The sequence below is a fragment of the Bradyrhizobium sp. CCH5-F6 genome (assembly GCF_001556045.1).
Taxonomy (GTDB): domain Bacteria; phylum Pseudomonadota; class Alphaproteobacteria; order Rhizobiales; family Xanthobacteraceae; genus Bradyrhizobium.
Genome location: NZ_LSIC01000022.1, coordinates 13,369 through 35,778, shown reverse-complemented (window position 1 = coordinate 35,778; position 22,410 = coordinate 13,369). Strand labels below are relative to the sequence as shown.

General features: G+C 64.8%; 25 protein-coding genes. All 25 read right to left on the bottom strand.

Features of this window, described 5'->3' with window-relative positions:
• Nucleotides 1–122 precede the first annotated feature (122 nt).
• The 25 genes from AX729_RS04740 to AX729_RS04620 all read right to left on the bottom strand — a co-directional run bounded on the left by AX729_RS04740 (nt 123) and on the right by AX729_RS04620 (nt 22,407).
• Nucleotides 123–581, bottom strand: coding sequence for a hypothetical protein (locus tag AX729_RS04740; RefSeq protein WP_061020751.1), 459 nt, complete (start codon nt 579–581; stop codon nt 123–125).
• On the bottom strand, nt 578–1,090 hold the full coding sequence (locus tag AX729_RS04735; RefSeq protein ID WP_156456716.1) for a flagellar biosynthesis protein FlgN: 513 nt from the start codon (nt 1,088–1,090) through the stop codon (nt 578–580). Before AX729_RS04735 ends, AX729_RS04740 begins: the two co-directional genes overlap by 4 nt.
• 14 nt (nt 1,091–1,104) lie before the next feature.
• The gene (locus AX729_RS04730) at nt 1,105–1,608 is read right to left on the bottom strand and encodes a rod-binding protein (RefSeq protein WP_061020750.1); all 504 of its coding nucleotides are present in this window, start codon (nt 1,606–1,608) and stop codon (nt 1,105–1,107) included.
• Entirely contained in the window at nt 1,605–2,024 is a 420-nt protein-coding gene (locus AX729_RS04725) for a hypothetical protein (RefSeq protein WP_061020749.1), read from the bottom strand. The genes AX729_RS04730 and AX729_RS04725 overlap by 4 nt, the downstream gene beginning before the upstream one ends.
• Nucleotides 2,025–2,031: 7 nt before the next feature.
• A complete protein-coding gene (gene fliR, locus AX729_RS04720) occupies nt 2,032–2,784 on the bottom strand; it encodes a flagellar biosynthesis protein FliR (RefSeq protein WP_061020748.1) in 753 nt (250 codons plus the stop codon).
• Nucleotides 2,781–4,862 carry a flagellar biosynthesis protein FlhA gene (flhA, locus tag AX729_RS04715; protein WP_061020747.1) on the bottom strand — a complete coding sequence of 694 codons (2,082 nt, stop codon included), beginning with the start codon at nt 4,860–4,862 and terminating at the stop codon, nt 2,781–2,783. The genes fliR and flhA overlap by 4 nt, the downstream gene beginning before the upstream one ends.
• Nucleotides 4,863–4,940: 78 nt before the next feature.
• Entirely contained in the window at nt 4,941–5,207 is a 267-nt protein-coding gene (gene fliQ / locus AX729_RS04710) for a flagellar biosynthesis protein FliQ (RefSeq protein ID WP_061020746.1), read from the bottom strand.
• A complete protein-coding gene (gene flgD / locus AX729_RS04705) occupies nt 5,204–5,626 on the bottom strand; it encodes a flagellar hook assembly protein FlgD (protein WP_061020745.1) in 423 nt (140 codons plus the stop codon). Before flgD ends, fliQ begins: the two co-directional genes overlap by 4 nt.
• A 15-nt stretch (nt 5,627–5,641) precedes the next feature.
• Complete coding sequence (flbT, locus tag AX729_RS04700) at nt 5,642–6,052, bottom strand: flagellar biosynthesis repressor FlbT (RefSeq protein ID WP_061020744.1); 411 nt, start codon at nt 6,050–6,052, stop codon at nt 5,642–5,644.
• Nucleotides 6,052–6,396, bottom strand: coding sequence for a flagellar biosynthesis regulator FlaF (flaF, locus tag AX729_RS04695; RefSeq protein ID WP_061020743.1), 345 nt, complete (start codon nt 6,394–6,396; stop codon nt 6,052–6,054). Before flaF ends, flbT begins: the two co-directional genes overlap by 1 nt.
• A 52-nt stretch (nt 6,397–6,448) precedes the next feature.
• Nucleotides 6,449–7,495: a flagellar hook-associated family protein gene (locus AX729_RS04690; RefSeq protein WP_061020742.1), complete on the bottom strand. Its 1,047-nt coding sequence runs from the start codon at nt 7,493–7,495 to the stop codon at nt 6,449–6,451.
• 3 nt (nt 7,496–7,498) lie between these two features.
• Entirely contained in the window at nt 7,499–8,974 is a 1,476-nt protein-coding gene (gene flgK / locus AX729_RS04685) for a flagellar hook-associated protein FlgK (RefSeq protein WP_061020741.1), read from the bottom strand.
• Nucleotides 8,975–9,008: 34 nt separating this feature from the next.
• Nucleotides 9,009–10,241 (bottom strand): flagellar hook protein FlgE, encoded by a 1,233-nt coding sequence (locus AX729_RS04680; RefSeq protein ID WP_061020740.1) that lies wholly within the window; start codon nt 10,239–10,241, stop codon nt 9,009–9,011.
• A 119-nt stretch (nt 10,242–10,360) separates the two neighbouring features.
• Nucleotides 10,361–10,942, bottom strand: a complete 582-nt coding sequence (locus tag AX729_RS04675) for a transglycosylase SLT domain-containing protein (protein WP_061020739.1) — start codon at nt 10,940–10,942, stop codon at nt 10,361–10,363.
• On the bottom strand, nt 10,893–12,242 hold the full coding sequence (gene fliK / locus AX729_RS04670) for a flagellar hook-length control protein FliK (RefSeq protein ID WP_061020738.1): 1,350 nt from the start codon (nt 12,240–12,242) through the stop codon (nt 10,893–10,895). Before fliK ends, AX729_RS04675 begins: the two co-directional genes overlap by 50 nt.
• The gene (locus AX729_RS04665) at nt 12,239–13,417 is read right to left on the bottom strand and encodes a chemotaxis protein (protein ID WP_061020737.1); all 1,179 of its coding nucleotides are present in this window, start codon (nt 13,415–13,417) and stop codon (nt 12,239–12,241) included. Before AX729_RS04665 ends, fliK begins: the two co-directional genes overlap by 4 nt.
• The gene (locus AX729_RS04660) at nt 13,414–14,724 is read right to left on the bottom strand and encodes a MotB family protein (RefSeq protein WP_061020736.1); all 1,311 of its coding nucleotides are present in this window, start codon (nt 14,722–14,724) and stop codon (nt 13,414–13,416) included. Before AX729_RS04660 ends, AX729_RS04665 begins: the two co-directional genes overlap by 4 nt.
• A 6-nt stretch (nt 14,725–14,730) precedes the next feature.
• Entirely contained in the window at nt 14,731–15,423 is a 693-nt protein-coding gene (locus tag AX729_RS04655) for a hypothetical protein (protein WP_061020735.1), read from the bottom strand.
• A complete protein-coding gene (fliF, locus tag AX729_RS04650) occupies nt 15,420–17,045 on the bottom strand; it encodes a flagellar basal-body MS-ring/collar protein FliF (RefSeq protein WP_061020734.1) in 1,626 nt (541 codons plus the stop codon). Before fliF ends, AX729_RS04655 begins: the two co-directional genes overlap by 4 nt.
• A gap of 307 nt (nt 17,046–17,352) precedes the next feature.
• On the bottom strand, nt 17,353–18,267 hold the full coding sequence (locus AX729_RS04645) for a flagellin N-terminal helical domain-containing protein (RefSeq protein WP_061020733.1): 915 nt from the start codon (nt 18,265–18,267) through the stop codon (nt 17,353–17,355).
• Between the two features lie 275 nt (nt 18,268–18,542).
• A complete protein-coding gene (locus AX729_RS04640) occupies nt 18,543–19,451 on the bottom strand; it encodes a flagellin N-terminal helical domain-containing protein (RefSeq protein WP_061020732.1) in 909 nt (302 codons plus the stop codon).
• Between the two features lie 263 nt (nt 19,452–19,714).
• Nucleotides 19,715–20,455 carry a flagellar type III secretion system pore protein FliP gene (gene fliP, locus AX729_RS04635; protein ID WP_061020731.1) on the bottom strand — a complete coding sequence of 247 codons (741 nt, stop codon included), beginning with the start codon at nt 20,453–20,455 and terminating at the stop codon, nt 19,715–19,717.
• On the bottom strand, nt 20,452–20,895 hold the full coding sequence (locus AX729_RS04630) for a flagellar basal body-associated FliL family protein (RefSeq protein ID WP_061020730.1): 444 nt from the start codon (nt 20,893–20,895) through the stop codon (nt 20,452–20,454). The genes fliP and AX729_RS04630 overlap by 4 nt, the downstream gene beginning before the upstream one ends.
• 42 nt (nt 20,896–20,937) lie before the next feature.
• Nucleotides 20,938–21,645, bottom strand: a complete 708-nt coding sequence (gene flgH, locus AX729_RS04625) for a flagellar basal body L-ring protein FlgH (protein WP_061020729.1) — start codon at nt 21,643–21,645, stop codon at nt 20,938–20,940.
• A complete protein-coding gene (locus AX729_RS04620; protein WP_061020728.1) occupies nt 21,646–22,407 on the bottom strand; it encodes a MotE family protein in 762 nt (253 codons plus the stop codon).
• Nucleotides 22,408–22,410 lie beyond the last annotated feature (3 nt).

Below are 22,410 nucleotides of genomic sequence, written 5' to 3'. Positions count from 1 at the left end.
GGCAGTACCCGTTGAGGCAGCCGCCACGCGTTCAGTCTCATCCTGAGGGGCCCGCCTCTGGCGGGCGTCTCGAAGGATGGCCGCACGGAAGTGCTCTCAACGCGGCTTCGAGGCGTCGCGCGCTACGGCTTCTGCCGGAATTCTTCCCTGGACACGTAGTTGAAGTCCTCGACCAGGACGTCCTGGACGACTTCAGCCTGCATCCGCTCGTTGACGCGCTGCTTGATGGCCGTCGTCAGGATGGAGAGGTCGTAACGGGCGAGCTTCCTGAAGTCGAGGCGCTCGTCGGCATAGATCCGGCGAAAGGCCTCGTCGACGACGAACGGCTCCGGCGGAACGTTGAGCTGGTGCATGGTTCGTCCCTCCACGGTGTAGACGAAGCGCGCGACGATGTAGCCCTGCACGCTGCCGTTCTCGACCATGGGCACGCTCAGGGCCCGCGTCTTCTGATATTGCAGCCCGTCGAGATATTCGTCCTTCGCCGGCAGCAGGCTGCCGTTTTCCTTCCAATAGGCGACGGCATAGCTCGTGCCCGCAGTGAGGATGCATACCCACAGCCCGGCCAGCACCAGTCTGATCATTTTCCGTCCTGCGCTGCGCGGCCGGTATAGGTGCCGTCCGACTCGGCTTCCTTGACCGCCTTGACGATGATGCTCGCGACCTCGCGCACCGCATCGTAGTGCATTTCGAGAATCGAGCGATTCCGCTCCAGCTTCTCGCGCAGCCGCTGAATCTCCTCGGTGATCTCGACTTCGCCGCCGAGGTGCATTCGGGCCCGCATCAGGCGGACGAATTCGAGCATGCTCCGGCTCTTCCGGGCGCTGAAGTCGTCGAAATCGATCTTCTGACCCGTCGTGAGCGCGACCGTCTCTTCCTCGACGATACTGGCGAGCCGGCGGATTGCGGCCAGCAGGCCGCGCACCTCGTCCGATCTCACCGCATCCGCGGCATCGATCATCGCTTCGCCACCCCCGATCGGCAGCAGGACGGGCAGCAGCACATCGCTTGCCGCCGCTTCCGTCGTCATCACCTCGCCGTCCGCGACCGGCTGGTCCATCGCCATGGCCACGGCGCCTTCTTCTAGCTGCATAGGAAATTCACCCCTCAACTTTCACCCGTTCGCAAATCTGATCCGACCTTCCCCGCGGCGTCCGGCCCGGCCGGATGTGCGGCGGCGAGCTGCTTGGCGATGCCGATGCCCTTGCCCTTGGCCAGCTGGCTGCCAAGCTGCTCTGCAAGCATCGACTTCCAGACGCCGCCGGCAGTGCCCTTGCCAAAGACCTCCTCCGACTCCTTCGGCAACATCGTCTCGACGAAGGTCTGGAGGATGAAGGCTTCGAACTTCCGGTAGACTTCGCCGGATGCCGGCGCCTTGATCACCTGCACGGGCGGACCGTTGACTGCGCCCGACTGCGCTTCCGACGCCTTCGCCGCGGATTGATCGGCAGTGGCCGCTGCGGCCTTGCCGATCTCTGCTTTCATCGTGGCGCCGAAGTCGGCATCGGCGGATTTCAACGCGTCGAGCTTCGCTGTGGCCGCGCGCTGCGTCGCGGGATCGGCGGCATCGAGGACATCGAGAACGAGGTCGGGGGTTGCTGTCACGATCATGTCTTGGTCCGGTTGGCTGGCCGCGGCATCCACGCGTGCACGACGGGGCTTATTCCCGTCATCTCTTCGAGCGAGCGTTTCTCCGCGTCACGGAGCTTGTCGGCGAGCGCCGCCTTCGCGACCTCCTCGAGCTGCTTCACGCGGCGGCTTTCCGCCCGAATCTGGTCAAGCTGCTGTGCGGCCTGTGCCTGCACCGCGCGTGCGCCGACGCTCGTCCTGTTCAAGCGCCGCGCGATCGATTCGCTGGACGATCCCGCCGGCGGCCTGCCGTCGTTCAGGGCTCCGACCAGCCATTCCTGCTCGTCCTGCAGGCTGCGCTCCTGCTGCCGCAGTTGCGCGAGGTGCCATTCGGACAGCCGAAGCTGGAGTTTCACCAGCGAAACCATCCGTCCGAGCTTGTCCGCGCGCGACGTCATGACTTGGTCACTCCGCCAGCCACGATGAGAGGCCGAGCATGAACTGCGTCAGCAGTTCGTCGCTGGTGAGATAGAGCAGCAGGAAGCCGCCGAATAGCACGAAGGGCACGGAGATGAAGTAGACGGGAATTGCCGGCGTCAGCTTGTTGATCAGGCCAACCGCCAGGTTGACGATTACCGAATAGACGATGAATGGGCTCGTGATCCGCAGCGTCAGCACGAACGCTTCCGAAAGACGGCCGACGAGCAGATCGAGCGCCATGCTGCCACCAAGCCTGCTGCCGGGATGCCAGACGTCGTAGGAGTTCATCAGCCCACGCAGCACCTGCCAGTGCTGGTCGGTCATGAAGAACAGCGTGGTGACGGCCGCCATGATCAGCGGCACCAGGGCCGGCGCCGGATCGGTGTCGCCGACCGGAGTGCCCGGGATGTTGCTCAGCCCGATCGCGCTCGCCATCATGGTCGCCATGGTCTGGAGTGCGAGGAAGAACACGCGACCGCCGAGGCCGATGACACTGCCGATCACGAGTTCGGAGCAGATCAGGAGCGCCAGCGTCAGCGGCGCCGCATTGTCCGTGAGCGGCTTCAGCACGGCGATCAGGATCGGCGTCAGCGCAAAGGTCGTGACCAGCGCCACGAACAGGCGCACCTGGGGCGGAACATTGACGCTGGAATAGCCGGGCACCAGCATCAGGCAGGCGCCGATGCGGCAGAACACGATGAACGTCACCAGCACGCTGTCGGCAAGGCTGCTGATCACGATATGGCTCCGAGCGCCCTGATCTCGGCGCTGCGCGCGACTTCGACATGCGACAGGATCGGCAAGGTCGGGAACACCCGCTCCAGGATCATCCGGACATAGGGACGGGCTTCAGGGGTCACAGCCAGCACCACGCTGGTGCCGTTCTCGGTGAACTTGCGGATCGCGGCGCTGGCTTCGGTCGCGAACTGCTCGATCAGGCGCGGATCGGCGTCGAACTCGACGACGTCGCCCTTGGCGTCGCGCTTCAGGCTCTGGTGGAAGGCGAGGTCCCAGCGGTTGCCGAGACGCACCACGTTGAGCACGCCATTGTCGGAGAGATCGCCGCAGATCTGTTGGGCCAGCCGCGTCCGCACGTGCTCTGCGACCTGCTCGGAGCGCCGCACGTGTGGCGCGATCTCGGCGATTGCCTCGAGGATCAGATGGAGGTTGCGAATCGATACGCGCTCGGCCAGCAGGATCTTCAGGATCGCCAACAGGCCCGAATAGGAGATCTGCGAGGGGCAGAGATCCTCGATCAGGCGCTTGTATTCGGGATCGAGCCGGTCGAGCAGCCCGCGCATGTCCTTGTAGGACAGCAGCTGGGCGAGGTTCGCCCTGATCACTTCGCTCAAATGGGTGAGCAGCACCGACAGATTGTCGACCGGCTTGCAGCCCTGCCGCTTGACTTCATCGGTGAAGGCTTCCGTCACCCACAGCGCCTTCATGCCGAAGGCCGGCTCGATCACCTCGTCGCCCGGCACGTCGGGCTTGCCGTCCTTGTCGACGAGCACCAGAACTTCGCCGAGCCTGAGCTCGCCATGGGCAATGCGCGTGTCGTGGATCCGGATCTGGTAGCTCTTGGGATCGATCGACAGATTGTCGGTGAGCTTGATCTCGGGAATGACGAAACCGTATTGCTTGGCGAACTTCTTGCGTATCTTGGCCACGCGGTGGGCAAGCTCGGTGCGCGAGCCCAGGAGATGGACCGAAAGGTGGCCGCCGAGCGCCAGCTCGATCTCGGCGGTCTTGAGCTGCTCCTTCACTGATTCCTTGGCGTCGGTCTGGGCGCGCTCGTCGGCCTTGCGGGCATCCTCCTTCTGTCTCCGCGCGGCCTCCCGCTTCGGCAGCGAATAGCCGACGAAAGCCATGACACCGCCAAGAAGCACGAACGGCGCCATGGGCAGCCCCGGCATCAGGGCAAGCACGAACATCATCAGCGCGGCAGCCGACACCGCGCGCGGATAGCCGCCGAGCTGCCGCAGCACCGCCTGCTCGGCCGAGCCCCGGGTGCCGCCCTTGGAGACCAGGAGGCCCGCCGACAGCGACACGATCAGCGCCGGCATCTGCGACACCAGACCATCGCCGACGGAAAGCTTGGTGTAGACGTCGGCGGCGCGGGAGAGCGTCAATCCGTGATGGGTGACGCCGATGACGATGCCGCCGAAGATGTTGATCGCGGTAATGATGAGGCCGGCGATGGCGTCGCCACGGACGAACTTCGAGGCGCCGTCCATGGCGCCGAAGAACGCGCTCTCCTCTTCGAGCTCGCGCCGGCGGCGCTGGGCTTCCTTGTCGTCGATCAGGCCCGCGGACAAGTCCGCGTCGATCGCCATCTGCTTGCCGGGAATGGCGTCCAAAGTGAAGCGGGCGCCGACTTCGGCGATACGGGTCGCACCCTTGGTGATCACGACGAAGTTCACGGTGACCAGGATCGCGAAGATGATCAGGCCGATGACGAAGTCACCGCCCATGACGAATTTCGAGAAGCCGGCAACGACATGGCCCGCGGCATGTTCGCCCTCGCCGCCGCGCGAGAGGATCAGGCGGGTCGTCGCGATGTTCAGCGCCAGGCGCAGGATCGTCGCGATCAGCAACACGGTCGGGAAGGCCGAGAAGTCGAGCGGCCGCTGGATCCATAGCGCGACCATCAGGATCAGCGCCGACAATGCGATCGAGAATGCGAGGCCGAGATCGATCAGGATCGGAGGGATCGGCAGGAACAGGATCGTGAGCATGGCCACGATGCCGGCGGCGAAAAAGGCATCCGCCCCGAGGCGGCGCTGATTGGGCAGGCTAGCAGCTAACGTATCGGCCATGGGTCACCGGCAGAGGGGTCCGCCCGTAATCTGCCGCGCAAAGCTTACGCGAGGGTGGTGGCCGCGGCCCCCGCTGGATCAGAAGCCACGCTCGATATGCGAGTAGACCATCTCGGTGAACGTCGAGAGATGCGCTCCGATGAAGGAGCCCGAGACGGCAACGACGACGAGAATGACGATGATCTTCGGAACGAAGGTCAGCGTCACCTCCTGGATCTGGGTCAGGGCCTGGATCAGCGCGATGACGGTGCCGACCAGCATCGCGGCGCCGACCGCGGGTCCGGAGGCGACGATGATGGTCCAGATCGCGGCCTGGACGATATCGAGGGCATCCCGCTCGTTCATGACTGGCTGATCGTGAGCCCCGGCCCGACGGCGACCTTCGTGCCGTCCTGAAGCGTCGCGATGGAGCCGTCGCTGTTGATGGAGACCGAGACCACCTTGCCGCTGAAACTCGCGCCGGTCGAGTCGGTGAAGCTGACCGTCTTCCCGATCAGCCCGTTAGCCTGCGACAACGACTGCGATGACAGCAGCGCGTCCAGCTTCGAGTTCGTCTGCATCGCCTGCTCCACCGTCGAGAGCTGGGCGAACTGGCTCATATATTCCGAGGTATCCATCGGATTGGTCGGATCCTGGTTCTTCATCTGGGCGATCAGGAGTTGAAGAAACGTGTTGTAATCCACGCTGCTGCTCGACGTCGTCGAGCTGGAGCTGTTCGAACTGGACGCATTTCCGGTCGTGTCGGTCGCGCTGGTGACGTTCATCTGGCCTCTCCGCTGTCAGGCAGCCTCGAATGGGGAAACGGTGGCGGCTCCGGCCAGGATGGCCTGCTCCACCGGAAACAGCGCCCGAATCCGCTTGAGCGCCTCGAAGTAACGCGTCGCCCCGACCAGCTCGTCGACCGCGCCGAGTCCATCCAGCATCTCGCGGTTCTCACACACGGCGCACAGGGCTGCGTGATGCTGCGCGTAGAGCGCCGCAGCGTCGCGGACATCGGTCGGGTTCATCAGCATGAGCTGGACGATGAAATAGAGCTGCCGCAGGGCCGTGGTGGCGTCGGAAGCCTGCATGACCTGCCCTTCGAGCAGAAACATCACGTCGTTGACGAGCTCGACGGACACCTTGCGGTCCACACGAAGCACTGCCCCGTTGACGTAGATCCGTTCGCCCGCCCGCAAGGAGATCTTCATTAGAGCGCGTCTCTGATCAGGCGGTTGATTTCGATGAGTTGCGCCACGTCGTTCGACTTCTCCTCGCGGAGACGGTCGGCTTCCTTGACGACCCACAAGCCGATCGAGATGATGTCGGCGCGCAGCTTGTCCGGCAGCCCGTTTTCCGGGTGAGCGAGATCCTCGATGAAGATCGTCCACAGCCGCCGCACATAGAGCAGACTCTCGACCAGGTCCTCGAGGCTGAAACGCCCCTTCTGGATCCGCTCGAGCCGGTCGATGCCGAGGCTGAGCGCCTGCCGCTCGCGGCTTCGCGCTTCATAGCCGCTTTCGTCAACGACCGCTTCATAGGCTTCAAACGTCATCAGGACCACTCTTCGAAGACCGAACAACTAGACAAAGGTTACGAGCCCCGCCTCAGAGATAGTTGATGAGACTGATCTTCTGGAGCTGCGAGGTAAGCGCCAACGCGGTCTGGATCTGGGTCTGCAGGGTATTGACCCGGACCGAGGCTTCGGTCGGGTCGACCTTCTCCATGCCAACGATCTGATTGTTCAGGATGTCCTGCTGCGTCTTGAGCTTGGCCGTCGCGGTGGTGATCCGCTGCTGGACCGTGCCGACGGAGCCGCCGAGCGCTGCGAGGTCGTTGATGGCGTTGCCGACGAGCCCGATCGCCTTGTCCACGACGACCTGGAACGTCTCCTGACTCAGGTTCACATTCCCGAGATCGGCCATCATGGTGTAGGCCTCGGCGAGCTTGCGGAAGCCGGCCTCGTTGGCGCTGACGGACGTTTCGGCGATCTCGGTCGTGGAGATGCGGCTTTGCATGGTCTGGTCGGTGGCCGACGACCAGTTGGTGTTCCAGGCCGGGCTCGCGAACTCCGCATCGAAGGTGGTGTCGAGGAAGGTCTGCATCTGGGCCGGGGTGATGGTGCCCACATTGGGCGAGGATTGCGAGAAGCCGAAGGTCGCGAGGAAATCCGCATCGACCTGGTTCTTGCTGGCCGAGCCCGCGGCGTAAGCCGTGATGGGCTCGTTCTGCGTGTTGATGCCCGAGAACAGATACGAGCCGTTATAAGAGACGTTCAAGGCGCCGATCAGATCCTGGAGATTGGACGCCGCAGGCGGCAGGATGACCCGCCCGCCGCCGTCGGTACTGCGAGCCGCGATCAGGTCCTTGAGGAAGTCAGTCGCCGTCTTGCTGAGCTGGGTGATCCGGTTCTGCGTCACGTCCAGGCGTCCCGCGACGAGCCCGTTCGTGTCGACGAGCTGATCGGCGAAGCTGAAGTCGGCCCGCAGCGTGAGGTCGCTTCCCGTCGTGGCACCAAGCTCGAGCCCAACGTCGTAGAAACGGCCGGTGGTCGCCTCCGTCGAGGCCCTGGTCAGCGCCGCCTGGTTACTCGTGATCGAATATCTCAACGACGAGGACAACATCAGGGTGGAAACGTAGTTTGCGCTCATCATGACTTAATTCCCCACGGCAGCCAGCAGGCTCTGCAGCATTTCATCGACGGTCGAGATGATCTTTGACGACGCCGAATAGGTGCGCTCGACCTGGAGCATCAACGCCATCTCGTCGTCCATGTTGACGCCGTTGACGTTCGACAGCGCCGTGATGCTGCGGTTGAGCAGCGTGTTCTGGTACTCGGAGTTGTCGTTGGCGGTCTTGCGCTGGTTCTCGATCCAGCTCGTCGACGACGACGCAAAGTCGATCAAATTGCCGGTCGGCTTGCCTTGCGTTGCCGGATCGAACGGCTGCGACGCATCCATGCCGTCGATGAGCTGCTGCAGCCGGGTCGAGTAGCCGCCGTTACCGGCGGTGTTGTATTGGTAGGCAGGGTTGCCGCTGATCGCGCCGTCGCGCAGCAGGTTCGGATTGCCGCCCTGGGCCGGATCGACCGATGCGGCAACCGAGATCGTGCCGGCGAGGCCCACCGAGACGGTGGCGCTCGCGGGCATGGCCGGCGCCCCGGGATAGGTGAAGAGCCCGGGGACGTCGGGCAGCGCCGCGGCGGTCTGATCGATTTCCCTGAAAGTGTTGATCAGGCCGCGCGCGATTTCGTCGAGCTGGCTCTGATAGGTGACGGTGTCCTGGTCGCGCAGCTGAGCGAGGCCTGCGAGCTTGCCCGACTTCAGCGGCATCACCGAATTGGCCCCGGTCACGGGGACGCCGTCGATGTAGACCGCATTGCCCGTGGTGCCGGCGGTGTAGACGTTCGTCGGCGCAAAGCTCACCGTCCGCGCCGTCTTGTCGAACAGCACGACGCCGCTGTCGGCGTAGAGCGCCGCATCGCCGTTGGGACGGATCGACATCGTGACGCCGACCTCCTGCGACAGCTGCGAGACGATGCTGTCGCGCTGGTCGAGGTAATCGGTGATGTCGTCGCCGGAGATCGTGCCCTTCACGATCGCGGTGTTCACGGTCTCGAACTGGGAGAGCAACTGGTTGATGTTCTGAACCGACGTCTTCATGTCGGCATCGGCGCTCTCGCGGACCGACTGCACGGTCTTCGTCGCCTGGTTGAGCGCGGTTGCCATGTCCTTGGCGGACGCCACCGCCGCCTGTGCCAGCGTGGTGTTGTCCGGAGCGTTGGCGTATTTCTGCAGCGCCTGCTTCAGCGCATTGAGCTGCGCCGTCGGCGACTGGTCGAGCTCCGGATCGTCCACGGTCGAAGCCGCGATCTTCTGGAGACCATCAAAGATCGCAGTCTGCTTGGCCGACGACGAGGTGGCGATCAGGACGTTGTCGTAGAGGCCCGAGCTGGCGGCACGCTGGATTGCCGCGACATAGACGCCGGCACCGGGCAGATTGTCCAGCACGGCGAGCTTGCGCGAGTAGCCGTCGGCGCTCGCGCCGGCGATGTTGCGCGAAATGACCGACGACTGGACGCTCGACGCAGAGAGCGAGGAACGAGCCGAGTTGAGAGCGGCGGTAAGCGACATGGCGTGCTCTTGACCGAAGCGAGCGCTGGAGAATTCAGCGCTTCAGGTTGACGACGACGTCCAGCAGGTCCGCGCCGGTCTGGAACGATTTCGAGTTCGCCGTGAAGCCGCGCTGCGCCTCGATCATCCCGGTGAGTTCGTCCGCGAGGTCGACGTTGGAGGCTTCCAGTGCGCCGGACTGGATCGTGCCGAGCCCGCCGGTGCCGGCATTTCCAGCCTGGGCGTTGCCGGAATTCAGGTTGGTGGAATAGACGTTGCCCGGCTCGGGCGTCAGATTGTCGGGGCTCGCGACGTCGGCGAGCATGATCGTGTAGAGCGTCAGTTGCTGACCGTTCTTGAGAATCGCCGTCACGTGGCCCGCACCGTCGACGTCGACCTTTTCGATGGCCGCGGGAACGCTGCCATTGACGGTCGCCTTGAAGCTGAAGTCGGTTCCGACCTGCGTCATGTTCGAGAGGTCCATGGTCAGCGGCGCACCGCCGGGGACGGTCACGGTGAGACCGGTCGGGCTCGCCGCCGCCAGCGCGCCCCTGCCGGCTGCCGTGGTGTCGAAGGTGAAAGTGGTGGCGGCGCCGAGCGAGGTGCCCGTCGCGGAGTCGTAGACCTCGATCTGCCAGGTATCCGAGCCGGCAGCCGTCGCCGTGTGGGACATGTAGACGTCCAGCGTAACGGCCTGGCCGATATTGTCGTAGGCCACGATCGAGCTCTTCGACGAGTATGACGCCGGGCCGGGCGGACCGGCGATGACGGCCGCATCCGGATCCAGATTGCCGGTCGTGAGCGTCGCCGCCGTCGACGGCACCGGCACCTGCGGAATCTGGGCAATGTTGACGATCTGCATGCCGGACAGGCTGTTCTGCGAGAAGTTGGTCACGAGACCGGGCTGTCCCAGAAGATAGTAGCCGGCCGCGTTGACCAGATTGCCCTGACTGTCCGGCACGAAGGCGCCAGCGCGCGTCAGATACTGCTGCGTGTTGTTTGCGTTCGACACCACGAAGAAGCCATTGCCCTGAACGGCGAGGTCCGTGCTCGAGGTGGTGAACTGCGTATGCCCGGGATCGGTGATGGCGTAGCGGACCGTGGTTTCGACGGCGCCGGAATCGTAGTTGCCGGAGCCGCTCTTCAGGATCAGCGAGGAGAACTCCGTGGAAGCCCGCTTGTAGCCGGTCGTGTTGACGTTGGCGATGTTGTCCGAGACCGTCGACAGCTTGTTGGACTGCGCAGACATGCCGGAAACGCCGGTGCGCATAACACCATACAGGCTCATGAATTGGGCTCCTTTGGTAGGTTGCAGCTACAATGGGGGGTCTTGCTTGCGCGGGGCTGATGATTGGAAGCGATGCACAACTTGTCGTGGTCCGTCGGTTGTCGCTTCGGTTTGCCGCTTCAGGTCGTTCTGGGTTGACAGAAGGAGCGCGCCTTTTCGGTCCACGCGCCGAAGCCGCTCGAGACGAGATGAGCGACGATGTGACAGACGTATCGCTTCTGCGCCGGCTGATTGTTGGGGCCTGCGTTGTAACGGGCGACCGCCATGGTCCAGCTTCCTTCGCGCTGTTTCAGCTCTTTCAGGAAACGCGCGGCGTATTCGACGTTCCTGGCAGGATCGAACATCGCCCGCACCGAGGCGAACTTCTCGCCGTGATAGTAGTGATTGATCTGCATGCAGCCGAGGTCGATCAGCTTGATGCCTTTGCTGCGCATCGCCTCGAAGTTCGCGATTGCATCGTTCACGTCCTTGGCGAACACGGTCTGACCATCCGCGCCGAGCGCGTAGGGATGGAGTGCACCGCGCCGTCCGGTCTCGGTGAGGCCGACCGCGTAGAGAATGCCGAGCGGAATCCCGTGCTGATGGGCCGCCCGCGCCATTTCCCGCTCGCAGGGCCGCGCAGTTTCGGCGGCCGCCTCGGCGACACTCGCATTAGAGATAAACAGGGCCGCGGCGATGATGCGGCCCCACGTCCTGATCATGACGCGTCTCCTGGTTGAACTGGCGCTCCTGGCGCCCCTGCTTCGCGCCGCCGTCGGACTGCCCCGAGGACGTGCCCGCACCGCCGGACGTGCCTTGCGACTGCGGCGACGATTGCTGCTGGCCGGAAAGCTGCGGCTGCGATTGGCCGGATCCGCTCTGGAATCCGTCCAGCGAGCCGTGCTGGACCGGCGCGACGTCGGCGACATACCCGGCCGACTGCATCAGATCGCGGATCTGGTCGCGCTGCTGGTCGAGCATTTGGCTCGTGTCCTTGCGCTCGGCTGCAAGCTGCACGGACACTTCGGTGCCGACGAGACGAAGACGTACGGTGACGTTGCCGAGCGCGGGTGGCTCGAGATTGACGGTCAGGATCTTGAGAGGCTGATCCGGCGCATTGGTCTGGGACGCCGCGAGATCGGACGCTGCGGATGCTGCCGGCGCCGAGGACTCCTTCAGCTCGGCGACGACTGCATTGGCGACCTGTTGCGGCGGGCCGAACTGCGCCGGAGGCAGGTGCGTCTCCTGCTGGACCACGGTGACCTTGGTCGTCTCGGGCAGCGCGGCGCGAGCTGACGCCTTGGCAGCCCGCTCGACATTGGCCGTGACCGCCTCGAAGCCGGGTGATGCAGGCATTGCGCTCGAAGTCTCCGCGCCTTGCGTCGGCGCCGGCTGCGCCGCAGTCATGCCTTGCGAAGCTGCGGCCTCCGAGCGCGCGGCAGTCGGAGCGATACCGGATGGGGCGGCGTCGACCGACGCCGCCTTCGCCGCGCTCGCGCCCGGAGCCTCGCGCTTCGCCGTGAAGAGCCGCTCGTCACGCGCGGGCGCGTCCTTGTCGGCGGATTGCAATTGCATCTGCGGCGTCACGGCAGGCGCAACGGCGATCTCCTGCCCGGCTACCAAGGTGATGCCGGACTGGTCGTGGACGTCTGTCCCCGCGGCGTGATCGATCGGACGCTGATTCTCCGACGACCCGTCGGTCCTGGTGTCGGAAGGCTCCTCTTTGGACTTTGGATGCGCGGTCGCCGCGATGCGGTCGTGCGCCGTCGCGCCCTTCTTGTCCTTCTCGGTCGGGCCGGCCAGATGCGTGCGCGGCGCTCCGGTCTTCGCGGTCGTATCGCTGCCATCATCGCTCAGTGCCTGCTTCGCAAGGTTCGAGACGGTGCGGAGCAGATCGTTGAACGACGAATTTGCCTGCGATTTGGTCCCCGCGCTCTTGGCCGAACGCGACGTCCCGCGGATGTTGAGGCTCTCGGCGAGACCCGAGAAGAGCTGTCCGGAGGTTCCGTTGAGCTTGGTCATCGACGGCGGTCCCTGGTAAGGAGTTCGAGTTCGCCGAGCTGCTTCTGCGCGCGGGCAAGCGTCACGGTTGATGACGCCAGATCGAGTCGCGCCGGCGTTGCCGGAGGCTTGTCGGCTGCGGCGGCGGACCCGCCTGCGAACGGCTTGCGGACGTCGAGCGCGAGCTGCATCGTGGCATTCAAAAGGGGGACGTCGCGCTCCGGCAGCTTCGACCGGTCGAGCGCCTTCAGCTCGGCGAGACCGCCGTCATATTCGTCGGTGAGCGCCCGCGAGGCGCCGCGGAAAAAATGGGCCCGCTCGCGATCAGCCGAGGCGTCGGCGCTGAGCGTCAGCGCCCGCTCGCTGGCGAGCCGGGTCACGGCCAGCCGTCCGCGCACCATCGCATCCCGCGCGATCACGAGATACAGCTTGAGGCGGCCGGCGCGATCGATCTGCTCCAGCAGAGCTGCGACCCGCGCAAAACGACGCTCGTCGAGCGCCATGCTCGATTGCGTCAGCCCCGTGGAAAAGCGCTGCCAGAAATCGCCGGCATAGATCGAGTTGCGGTAGTGGCGGATATAGGCGAGCGCGAGGAACTCGAACTTCTCGAAGTCCTCCGCCTGCCCCACCAGCAGGATCTCGCGCCGCAACGCCGCCTCCTCGACGAGCGTGCCGGGCAACAGCAGGCGCGCATCGTCCAGACGCTCGATCGCGAACGATGCTTCGGCGCGCGCGAACAACGCGCCCTGAACCAACGCGACCTGTCCGCCCAGCCCCGAGGAAAGCGTCCGCGGCTTGACCTCCTTGAGCAGCTCCCGCGCTTCGTCCTGTCGACCCTCGACATAGGCGAGCGCGCCGTTGAACAGCCGCTCGTCCACGTTCATCTTGTCGCGCGGCAGCTTGCGGACGATTTGCGGCGCGCCGCCGCTGAGCAGGTAGATGACCACGGCCTGGCTGTTTTGCGGATTGCTCCACACGGCGGGATCGGCCGCGAGGAATTTCTCGCCGATCTGCCGGATCATCGCGATGTGGCTGCCGTGCGCGGCGGTGTCGCCGTTAGCGATGCCGTCCTGCACAGCCTGTAACGCACGGACGAGCTCATAGGGTTCGCCGGGCCGAGGCGCAGGCTGAGCAAGCGCATTCGCCGCCGCGAACGGCAGCAGCAGCAAGGCGGCGCGGCGCAGCAGCCTGATCAAGGGCGCTTCTCCCGGATCAGGATCTCGATCCGGCGGTTCTGCGCGGCCGCCGGATCGTTCGGAAGCTTCGGTCGCCGGTCGGCGTAGCCCTCGACATGTTCGATCCGCCGGGCGTCGACGCCGGAGCGAACCAGCATGTAATAGGCCATCTGGGCACGAGCGGTCGACAGCCGCCAGTTGTCGTAGGTTTCCGAACGATAGGGCCGATTGTCGGTATGGCCGCGGACGATGATCACGCCCTGGCGCTTGGTCAGCAGCGGCCCGATCTTGTCGATCACACGGATCAACTCCGGCCGCGGCTCGGCCGAGCCGACCGCGAACATGCCGAAGCTCGCATCGTCGGTCAGACTGACCAGGAGCCCCTCTTCGACCTGACGCACCTCGGCGGCCGGCCCCGCGCCCGCCTTGATGTCCGACAGCGCATCCGCGATCGCCGACTGAAGCTGCTTCAACGTCGGTTGCTGCGCTTGCGCCGCATCGCGCGGTTCGGACTCCTTCGCCGTTTCGTTTGGACGCGCCTGCGGGGTGGCGCTGGCCTGAACGCCAGCCTGGGCGCTGCCCTCGCGTGAGGATTGCGTCGGTGCGGGACCCGGCGGCAGCAGGGGCGACAGGCTTGCGGACGAGCTCTCTGCGTTCGGCGCCACGCTTCCGTCGGCCTCGTCCACCTTGGCACGGCGCGCCTGCGGCTCACTCTGAGCGGCTCCCGACGCATCGCGGGCGGAGGCATTCGGCTTGGGTTCGCTCTCGATGAAACGATCCGCGTCCTTGGACGTCTGCGGCGCCAGCCTCCAATAGCCGGGATCGAAGGGATCGCGGTAGGCATCGCCACCCTTCAGGCCCTCCTCTTCGGCGGAGGTGAGCGCGCCCACACGCCGCTGTCCCGAGGACTGGTTCGCACTGTTTGCGATCTCGGCGAGCGTCGCATAGGGATCGCGGAACAGGACCTTCTCCTCGTAGGAGGCCCGCTTCTCGGCGGTCGGAGAGTCACCACGACGTTCCTCGTTCGGCCCTGCCGGCTGGCGCTTGCCATCCTGGCCTTCGAACGACGACGGCTCCTTCTTGGAGAGATCCTTGAGGCCTTTCGGGGCAGGCGCGTTCTCCGCGAGCTTGATCGGGTTGAAATAGCTCGCGACAACCTGCTTCTGGTCCTGGTTGAGCGCGTTGAGCAGCCACATGACCAGGAAGAACGCCATCATCGCGGTCATGAAATCCGCGTACGCGATCTTCCAGACGCCGCCATGATGCGCCTCCTCGGCGAAGGCGCTGCGCCGGCGGATGATCACGATCTCATGCTTGACCTCTTCCATGGCAGATTACCGGCGCGCTTCCTTGAGGCGTTCACTCCAGGCGGCGATCCGGGTCTCGATCACGGTCTGGTCGGCCACGACGCGGACCTCGAAGGTGTCGGCCGACTCGTACGTGATGCCCGTTCGCCTCGAAGCCTCGAGCTGCGTCTTCACGAGGTCGAGCAACTCGCTCGGGCCGGTGACCTTGAAGGCCGGAACGGACGAATTGCCGGTCAGCGCCGAGATCTGCTCGACCAGCGATCCGATCGCCTTGTCGCGCACCGCCTCAGCAAGGAACGGGAGCAATATCCGCGCAACGGAGCTTGCGATGTTGGTCTCGATCTCGCGACAGGCCGCCTCGAAGCCGCTGACGATCGCGAGTGCCTGCTGGTCGGACCATTTGGCCCGCTCCTCGCCGAGCCGGATCGCGCTGCGGACGCGCTCCTCGGCCAGCCTTGCGTCGCCTTCCGCGACGCCGGCCGCATGGCCTCGCCGATAGGCATCGTCAAGGAGATTGAACTGCGGAGCTTCCGTGGCAGGCGTCGGCGCCTGAAGCTGCGGCTGCGTGGGCGCTTGAGGCGGCGGTTGAGGCGACGGCTCGCGCCGCGCATCCTTGGGTCTCGTCAGCACGTCCTGGATTTTCGGCGGTGGAGACGGCGGCGACTTGGCCCGGCCATTCGCGTCGAACTGCGTCAGGAGCTTTCCGATTGCCGCGTTCATGCCGCCTCCTCGCGTCGCATCCAGTCCTTAAGGATCGCCGCCGCCTGCATCTGGTCGAGCCGGACGATCTGCTCCAGCCGCTTCTGCGGCGTTCGCTGCATCTTGCCTTCGAGGTCTTCGACGAGGTTGAGCTCGGCCTCCTCGCCATCCGACAGTGCCAGGGTCCCCGCAGCTTCGAGCTGGGCGGCCTCGGCCGCTTCTGCCTGCTCCTGCTCCGCGCGATGGGTCAGAATGCCGTTGACCGCGGGCCGAAGCCCGAACCAGACCAGCATCGAAGCAACGGCCAGGATCGTCACCGCGTTGATGACGCTGCCGAGCTGCTTGTTGATCATCTCGACGAAGCTGATCGGCGGCACCGGTGCCAGCTCACGCGAGCCCTCGATGAAGTCGACGGCCGTGACCTGGATCTGATCGCCGCGCGCCTTGTCCAGTCCTCCCGCCGTCGCCGCGAGCTGACTGATCTCGGCGAGCTTGCTGTCGACGATAGCCTGGTTGCTCTTGTCGCCGAGCTCGGCGACCAGTCGCGCGCGGTTGACCAGCACGGCGATGAACAACTTCTTGACCGAATAGCCGTCGCTCACTGTCGTCGTGGTCTTGGACGAAACCTCGAAGTTGGTGACGTCCTCGCGGCGGGTCTTGTCCTCGCTGGAGTTCTTGCCTCCACCGGCATTCACCTGCTGGTCGGGAAGATTCTGCTGCACCGTGGTCGGCGTCGAGCGGTCGGCGTTCTGCGAGGACTCCTTCTCGCGCACGTTCCGCACCGAGCGCTCGGCGCGGTTCTCCGGATCGTAGACGGTCTCGTTGATCTGCCGCTTGTCGGTGGACAGCTGCGGCGCAACGCTCACCTCGAAATTGTCGATGCCCAGATACGGCGTCAGCGCCTTGCGGATGTTCTCCTGCACCATGCCGCTGACCGTCTTCTGCAGGCTCGCCATCTTGGCCGGCGCAGCGCTCGCCTCGTCCTCTTCGGCGAGCAGCATCGAGCCGTCGGCATCCAGCACCGTCACCTTGTCGCGGCTCATGCCGGGGATGGCAGCGGCGACGAGATGACGAATCGACTGCGCCGTTCGTGCCTCGATCGCGCCGTCGGTGCGCAGCACGACCGATGCCGAAGGCGGCTGCTGCGTCGCGCGGAACGAGCCGCGCACCGGCAGCACGATATGCACCCGCGCCGCCTTCACGCCTTTCATCAGCTGGACTGTGCGGGCAATCTCGCCTTCCAGGGCCCGCAGCTTGGTGACCTCCTGCATGAACGAGGTCAGGCCGAGCGAGCCGATCTTGTCGAACAGCTCGTAACCGGAATTGGCGCTGGTCGGCAGCCCCTTCTCGGCGAGCAGCATCCGCGCCTGCATGGTCTGGCTCGGGCGCACCGAGACCGCATCGCCTGCCGAATTGACGTCGAACGCGATGTTCTGCTCGCGCAGCGCCGCACCGATGCGCGTCACGTCTTCTCGGGTGAGGCCGGTGTAGAGCGCTTCGAACTCGGGCCGGCTGAGGTAATAGGCGCCGCCGACGACCGTGACGAGAACCGCAAAGCCGATCAGTCCCAGGGCCATCAGGCGACGCGGCCCAAGCTCCAGCAGATTATTGAGCAGCTGCTGTACCTGCGCACGACTGAGCATGTGACCTCGTACCAATGCGAACGCAGAGGACACTCAGCCTTCAACCTTGTCTGAAGGTTGTGCGAGGCTACCAATGTGTCGTTTCGCTGGCGAGGCGTTGCAATTTTACATGAAGCTCGGGCGGGCCCAGTCGGCTCAGCAGCTACAAGCGCACGCTCGGGCGCGTGGCAGCGCGATCGGCTGCGGCGAGTTGCACGAAGTCTGGGGCCGGAAGGTCGATTGCCGGCACGTCCCGTGCCGTCACGTCCGCGAAACGTGGCGGGGACCGTGCTCCCTGAGGGAGCACGGTCGTTTTCGGGAGCGTCGCTTAGCTGCGGAACAGCGACAGGATGCTCTGGCTGTTCTGGTTGGCGATCGAGAGCGCCTGAACGCCGAGCTGCTGCTGAGTCTGCAGCGCCTGGAGGCGGGTCGATTCCGCGTTCATGTCGGCGTCGACGAGCTGGCCGACACCGCGGTCAACCGAGTCCATCAGGGTCTTGACGAACTCCGAGTTGGTCGAGATGCGGTTCTTGACCGCGCCGAGATCGGCAGCGGCCGAGGCCACCGAGTTGATCGCAGCGGTGACCTTAGAGATATAGCCATCGAGCGTGGTCTGGTCGGCCGCCGAGTCGGTCAACGCAGAGATGTTGATCGTGTCGACCGAGGCGCTGGCGGCCACGGTGTCCAGAATGCCGGTCTGCGTGGTGGAGTAGAGCGTGTAGTTGGCGGTCGTGATGGTGATCGAACCGATTGTCGGGGTGCCGCCGACGCGCGAGTAGGACGAAACGAGGTTGAAGCTCGTCGGGGTGGTACCCGTTGTGGTGCTCAGCCAGTTGATGCCGTTGAAGGTGGCCGAGTTGGCCTTCAGCTTCATGTCCTGCTGGATCTGGGTGATGTCCGCCTGGATCTTGGTGCGGTCGATACCCGCGGTCTTGGCTTCGACCAGCAGCGCCTGGAGCTTGGTCAGACCCGAGTCCTTGTCGCCGATCACCGACGTCAGAGCAGTATATTCGGTGTCCACGGTCGCGGCCGACAGCCCGAGCGAGTCGGACACCGCGGAGAGCGCGGCGTTGTCGGAGCGCATCGAGGTGGCGATCGACCAGTAGGCGGCGTTGTCCGACGCGGTGGCGACGCGCTGGCCGGTGGAGATCCGGTTCTGCGTGGTAGCGAGTTGGGCGCTGACAGACCGCAGGGTCTGGAGCGCGGTCATGGCGGAGGAGTTGGTGAGGAGACTAGAACCCATTTTGATGTCCCTTTGGAGATTGAATCGTGCTGAGGGGACATACCGGGCTTGCACCGGTACGACAGAACGGCGTCATGCCTTTGGGCTCCCGCAAGCGCAGGTTCAAGGCCCAATCTGTCGTAACGGCGAGGTTAGCGGGCGAAGCTTGTGCGAGGCTTGTGGCTCTGTGCTCCGCGCGCAACAGGCAGCCGAAATGACGGCGTACGCGCCGCGACACGCCAAACGAAAGGGCCGCGCTTCGCTTGAAGCGCGGCCCTTCCTCCGATGATCTGGTCCTAGCGGAACAGCGACAGGATGCTCTGGCTGCTGTTGTTGGCGATCGAGAGTGCCTGCACGCCGAGCTGCTGCTGCACCTGCAAGGCAGCCAGGCGGGTCGATTCCGCATTCATGTCCGCGTCGACGAGCTGGCCGACACCGCGGTCAACCGAGTCCATCAGCGACTTCACGAAGTTCGTGTTGGTCGAGATGCGGTTCTTGACGGCACCGAGATCGGCAGCGGCCGAGGCCACGGAGTTGATCGCCGCGGTGACCTTCGAGATGTAGCCATCGAGCGTGGTCTGGTCGGCGGCCGAGTCGGTCAGCGCGGAGATGTTGATCGTGTCGACCGACGCACTGCCGGCCACGGTGTCCAGAATGCCGGTTTGCGTGGTCGAGTAGAGCGTGTAGTTGGCCGTCGTCACCGTGATCGAGCCGATGGTGGGCGTGCCGCCGACGCGCGAGTAGGACGACACCAGGCTGAAGCTCGTCGGTGTGGTACCGGTCGTGGTGCTCAGCCAGTTGATGCCGTTGAAGGTCGCCGAATTGGCCTTCAGCTTCATGTCCTGCTGGATCTGGGTGATGTCCGCCTGGATCTTGGTGCGGTCGATACCGGCGGTCTTGGATTGGACCAGCAGCGCCTGGAGCTTGGTCAGACCCGAGTCCTTGTCGCCGATCACCGAGGTCAGAGCGGTGTATTCGGTGTCGATGGTCGCGGCCGACAGACCGAGCGAGTCCGAGACCGCGGAGAGCGCGGCGTTGTCGGCGCGCATCGAGGTGGCGATCGACCAGTAGGCGGCGTTGTCCGACGCGGTGGCCACGCGCTGACCGGTGGAGATCCGGTTCTGCGTGGTGGAGAGTTGCGAACTCACAGACCGCAGGGTCTGGAGTGCGGTCATGGCAGTCGAGTTCGTAAGCAGGCTTGACATTGCGAATGTCCCTTTATGTACGCGTTACATTTCACGAGGGGACATACCGGGCTTTCACCGGTACGGAAGGGCGGCATCATGCCTTTGGACTGATGTGGGTGGGGTCCAACCCGCCGTGCCGCATTGCTAGCACGCCGAATCTTGCTTCCGGATTAAGGCGCGCCTGAATTTAGCTGTAAAATCATATGGTTAAGATTACTCGCCGCTAACCATAACCAGCGCGTATCGCTTAACCATATCCAGCCGGTCAGCGATTTCGGCGGTTAAGAGAACGAGCGCACCAGGCCGGAGGCCAGCAGGTTCCAGCCATCGATCAGCACGAAGAACAGCATCTTGAACGGCAACGCCAGGATCGTCGGCGGCATCATCATCATGCCCATCGACATGGTCAGCGTCGCCACGATCATGTCGATCACCAGGAACGGCAGGATGATGAGGAATCCGATTTCGAACGAGCGCCTGAGCTCGGAGATCATGAAGGCCGGAATGATGACCCGCAGATCGATGCGCTTGTCGTCGAACTTCTTTCGGAAGCTCTCCGCGGCGAGCGCTTCGAAGGTCTGGAGATCCTTGTCGCGCACATGCGCCAGCATGAACTCGCGGAACGGATCGGTGATCTTCAGATAGGCTTCCTCTTCCGAGATCTCGTTCTTCATCAGCGGCTGGACGCCGGTCTCCCAGGCCCTGTCGAAGGTCGGCGCCATGACGTAGAAGGTCATGAACAGCGCGAGACTGATCAGCACCAGGTTGGCAGGCGTCGTCTGCAGGCCGAGACCGGCGCGCAGGAACGACAACGCCACCGCAAATCGCGTGAAGCTCGTCACCATGATGAGCAGCCCCGGCGCCACCGACAGCACCGTGATCAGCGCCATCAGCTGGATGATCCGACCGCTGGTCGAGCCGTTGCCGGGCGGCAGCAGGGAATTCAGGTCCGGAATCTGGGCCAGCGCCGCTTCGGGCAGAGCGACCAGAACCAACGCGAGCAGCAGGACCCTCACCCTCACTGGATCACCAGCGTCTCGATGATCAATTCGCGGACCTTGCCAGACGAGCGGATGTTGGCGCGCTCGGTCAGGTCGTCACGCAGATGCTGGAGCCCGCGCGATCCCTCGAACTGCGCAACCGTCGCCGATCGCAGATAGGTGACGATGTCCTCGCTGATGTGGGCGGCCAGAATGCCGGCGTCCTCGTCGCTCATGCTGTCAGTCACCATGGAGGCTTCGATGCGCGCCCAGTTGTTGGCAGGCGCGGCAAGATTGGTCACGATCGGAGACAATTTCCGGAGCCGCGCGCTGCCGGCGTAACTCGACGCGATCGGCGGCGGCGTGGCGCTCTTCCTCGCATCGGCAACGCGCTCGGCGGTCGCAATCAGGTGCAGACCGGCAAGGGCGCCCGCGCCGATCGCGATCAGGGTCAGCACGACGATGGCGGCAATCAGGCGCATGCCATTCCCTGCCGTCGTGACGCGACCCGGGCGGGACGAACTTCAGAATGGTGCCACGGCGTCATAGATCCGGTGTCCCCATCCAGGCTGTTGCACGTCCGACAGATTTCCGCGCCCGCCATAGGACACGCGCGCCTCGGCGATCTTCTCGTAGGAGATCGTGTTGGTCCGGGAGATATCGCGCGGACGCACGATACCGCCGACGTTGAGCACGCGCATCTCCGTGTTGACGCGAAATTCCTGCGAGCCGCTGATCATCATGTTGCCGTTCGGCAGCACGTCGGTGACGATGGCCGCGATCGACAGCTTGATGTCCTCGGTGCGGTCGATCTGGCCGTTGCCCTTGATCTGCGTATTTGTGCTGAGGTTGGCGTTAGCCTGGCCCGTATCGCTCCAGCCTGCGACGTCCATCAGCCAGTCGAGCCCGAACTTGACCTGCGAATCGCGGGAGCGGCCGGTCTTGTTGTCGAGCTTGGCCTTGTCCTGCATCGAGATGATCACCGTCACGACGTCACCGGTGCGCCGGGCGCGGGGATCGCGGTAGAGATCGGTGCCGTCGTCCCAGGTCGAACGATAGCTGACAGGCGTGCGCATGCGCGGCGTCACCGGGATCGGATCGGCCTGCATCCTCAGGCCGCTGCCGACGGGCGACATTTGCGGACCGATCAGCACTTCGGCCGGGTCATGCAAGCATCCGGCCAGGAGCACGGAAGCGGCCAGCAGCGAGAGGACGAGGATCGGCTTGTTCATCTATTTTGGCTTTCCGTCATCCACGCGACGCATGCCGCCGAGCAGGTCGGCGAGGTGTGCCGCGCGCGCCGTGTCCATTTCATTGAAGATTGCGCTCGAGCTCCTCGGGCTGAGCTTGGCGAGCACGGCGGCGGCGGTCTCGTCGGCCATGCCGGCGATCTGTGTCGCCGCAGCGTCGGGCTTCATGCGGGAATAGATCTCGACCACGCTCGCTTCGGCCTTCTTCAGGAAGTCGTCGCGCAGCGCCATCCATTTCTCGTATTCGGCGCGCTTGGCCTCGACTTCGGCGATCCGCTCACGCAGCAGGCTCTCGGCCTTCTCCAGCTCCTTGAGCTGCCACGCCAGCCTGGCGTCGACGGCGGAATCGGCGACGTTGCTGCAGAACAGCGCGATTTCGTTGTCCGGAGCCGCCGCGGCTTGCGTCGGCATTGGTTTCGCAGGCGCGGCGCTGCCGGGCTTTGCCGGGCGTGCCGGCGCGGGCGCCGGCGCAGGGGGCGGCGTCTCGGAAGACGGCATCGCGCCGGTGATCGCGGGTCCCGAATTTTCGGCCGCCCAAGCCGTCGCCCGGATCGAGGCATCGCCGCCTGGTAACGAGGCAACCGGCGGCCTCTGCGGTCCAGGCGCGCGGGCGCGCGCGAAGGAGAGCAAATTGAGCGGCTTCGACGGCTTGGCCTCCTCCAGCGCCAGCACGGGCGACGCGCTCGCGAGCGCTGTGGCTACGGCGAGCAGGAGGAGTTTGGCTTTGTGATCCAGCTTCAGCATCGG

What these genes read in the sequence shown, in the direction of transcription:
- AX729_RS04740 (WP_061020751.1), bottom strand. Translation starts at nt 581, where the DNA reads ATGATCAGACTGGTGCTGGCCGGGCTGTGGGTATGCATCCTCACTGCG.
- AX729_RS04735 (WP_156456716.1), bottom strand. Translation starts at nt 1,090, where the DNA reads ATGCAGCTAGAAGAAGGCGCCGTGGCCATGGCGATGGACCAGCCGGTC.
- AX729_RS04730 (WP_061020750.1), bottom strand. Translation starts at nt 1,608, where the DNA reads ATGATCGTGACAGCAACCCCCGACCTCGTTCTCGATGTCCTCGATGCC.
- AX729_RS04725 (WP_061020749.1), bottom strand. Translation starts at nt 2,024, where the DNA reads ATGACGTCGCGCGCGGACAAGCTCGGACGGATGGTTTCGCTGGTGAAA.
- flhA (WP_061020747.1), bottom strand. Translation starts at nt 4,862, where the DNA reads ATGGCCGATACGTTAGCTGCTAGCCTGCCCAATCAGCGCCGCCTCGGG.
- fliQ (WP_061020746.1), bottom strand. Translation starts at nt 5,207, where the DNA reads ATGAACGAGCGGGATGCCCTCGATATCGTCCAGGCCGCGATCTGGACC.
- flgD (WP_061020745.1), bottom strand. Translation starts at nt 5,626, where the DNA reads ATGAACGTCACCAGCGCGACCGACACGACCGGAAATGCGTCCAGTTCG.
- flbT (WP_061020744.1), bottom strand. Translation starts at nt 6,052, where the DNA reads ATGAAGATCTCCTTGCGGGCGGGCGAACGGATCTACGTCAACGGGGCA.
- flaF (WP_061020743.1), bottom strand. Translation starts at nt 6,396, where the DNA reads ATGACGTTTGAAGCCTATGAAGCGGTCGTTGACGAAAGCGGCTATGAA.
- AX729_RS04690 (WP_061020742.1), bottom strand. Translation starts at nt 7,495, where the DNA reads ATGATGAGCGCAAACTACGTTTCCACCCTGATGTTGTCCTCGTCGTTG.
- flgK (WP_061020741.1), bottom strand. Translation starts at nt 8,974, where the DNA reads ATGTCGCTTACCGCCGCTCTCAACTCGGCTCGTTCCTCGCTCTCTGCG.
- AX729_RS04680 (WP_061020740.1), bottom strand. Translation starts at nt 10,241, where the DNA reads ATGAGCCTGTATGGTGTTATGCGCACCGGCGTTTCCGGCATGTCTGCG.
- AX729_RS04675 (WP_061020739.1), bottom strand. Translation starts at nt 10,942, where the DNA reads ATGATCAGGACGTGGGGCCGCATCATCGCCGCGGCCCTGTTTATCTCT.
- fliK (WP_061020738.1), bottom strand. Translation starts at nt 12,242, where the DNA reads ATGACCAAGCTCAACGGAACCTCCGGACAGCTCTTCTCGGGTCTCGCC.
- AX729_RS04660 (WP_061020736.1), bottom strand. Translation starts at nt 14,724, where the DNA reads ATGGAAGAGGTCAAGCATGAGATCGTGATCATCCGCCGGCGCAGCGCC.
- AX729_RS04655 (WP_061020735.1), bottom strand. Translation starts at nt 15,423, where the DNA reads ATGAACGCGGCAATCGGAAAGCTCCTGACGCAGTTCGACGCGAATGGC.
- fliF (WP_061020734.1), bottom strand. Translation starts at nt 17,045, where the DNA reads ATGCTCAGTCGTGCGCAGGTACAGCAGCTGCTCAATAATCTGCTGGAG.
- AX729_RS04645 (WP_061020733.1), bottom strand. Translation starts at nt 18,267, where the DNA reads ATGGGTTCTAGTCTCCTCACCAACTCCTCCGCCATGACCGCGCTCCAG.
- AX729_RS04640 (WP_061020732.1), bottom strand. Translation starts at nt 19,451, where the DNA reads ATGTCAAGCCTGCTTACGAACTCGACTGCCATGACCGCACTCCAGACC.
- AX729_RS04630 (WP_061020730.1), bottom strand. Translation starts at nt 20,895, where the DNA reads ATGCGCCTGATTGCCGCCATCGTCGTGCTGACCCTGATCGCGATCGGC.
- flgH (WP_061020729.1), bottom strand. Translation starts at nt 21,645, where the DNA reads ATGAACAAGCCGATCCTCGTCCTCTCGCTGCTGGCCGCTTCCGTGCTC.
- AX729_RS04620 (WP_061020728.1), bottom strand. Translation starts at nt 22,407, where the DNA reads ATGCTGAAGCTGGATCACAAAGCCAAACTCCTCCTGCTCGCCGTAGCC.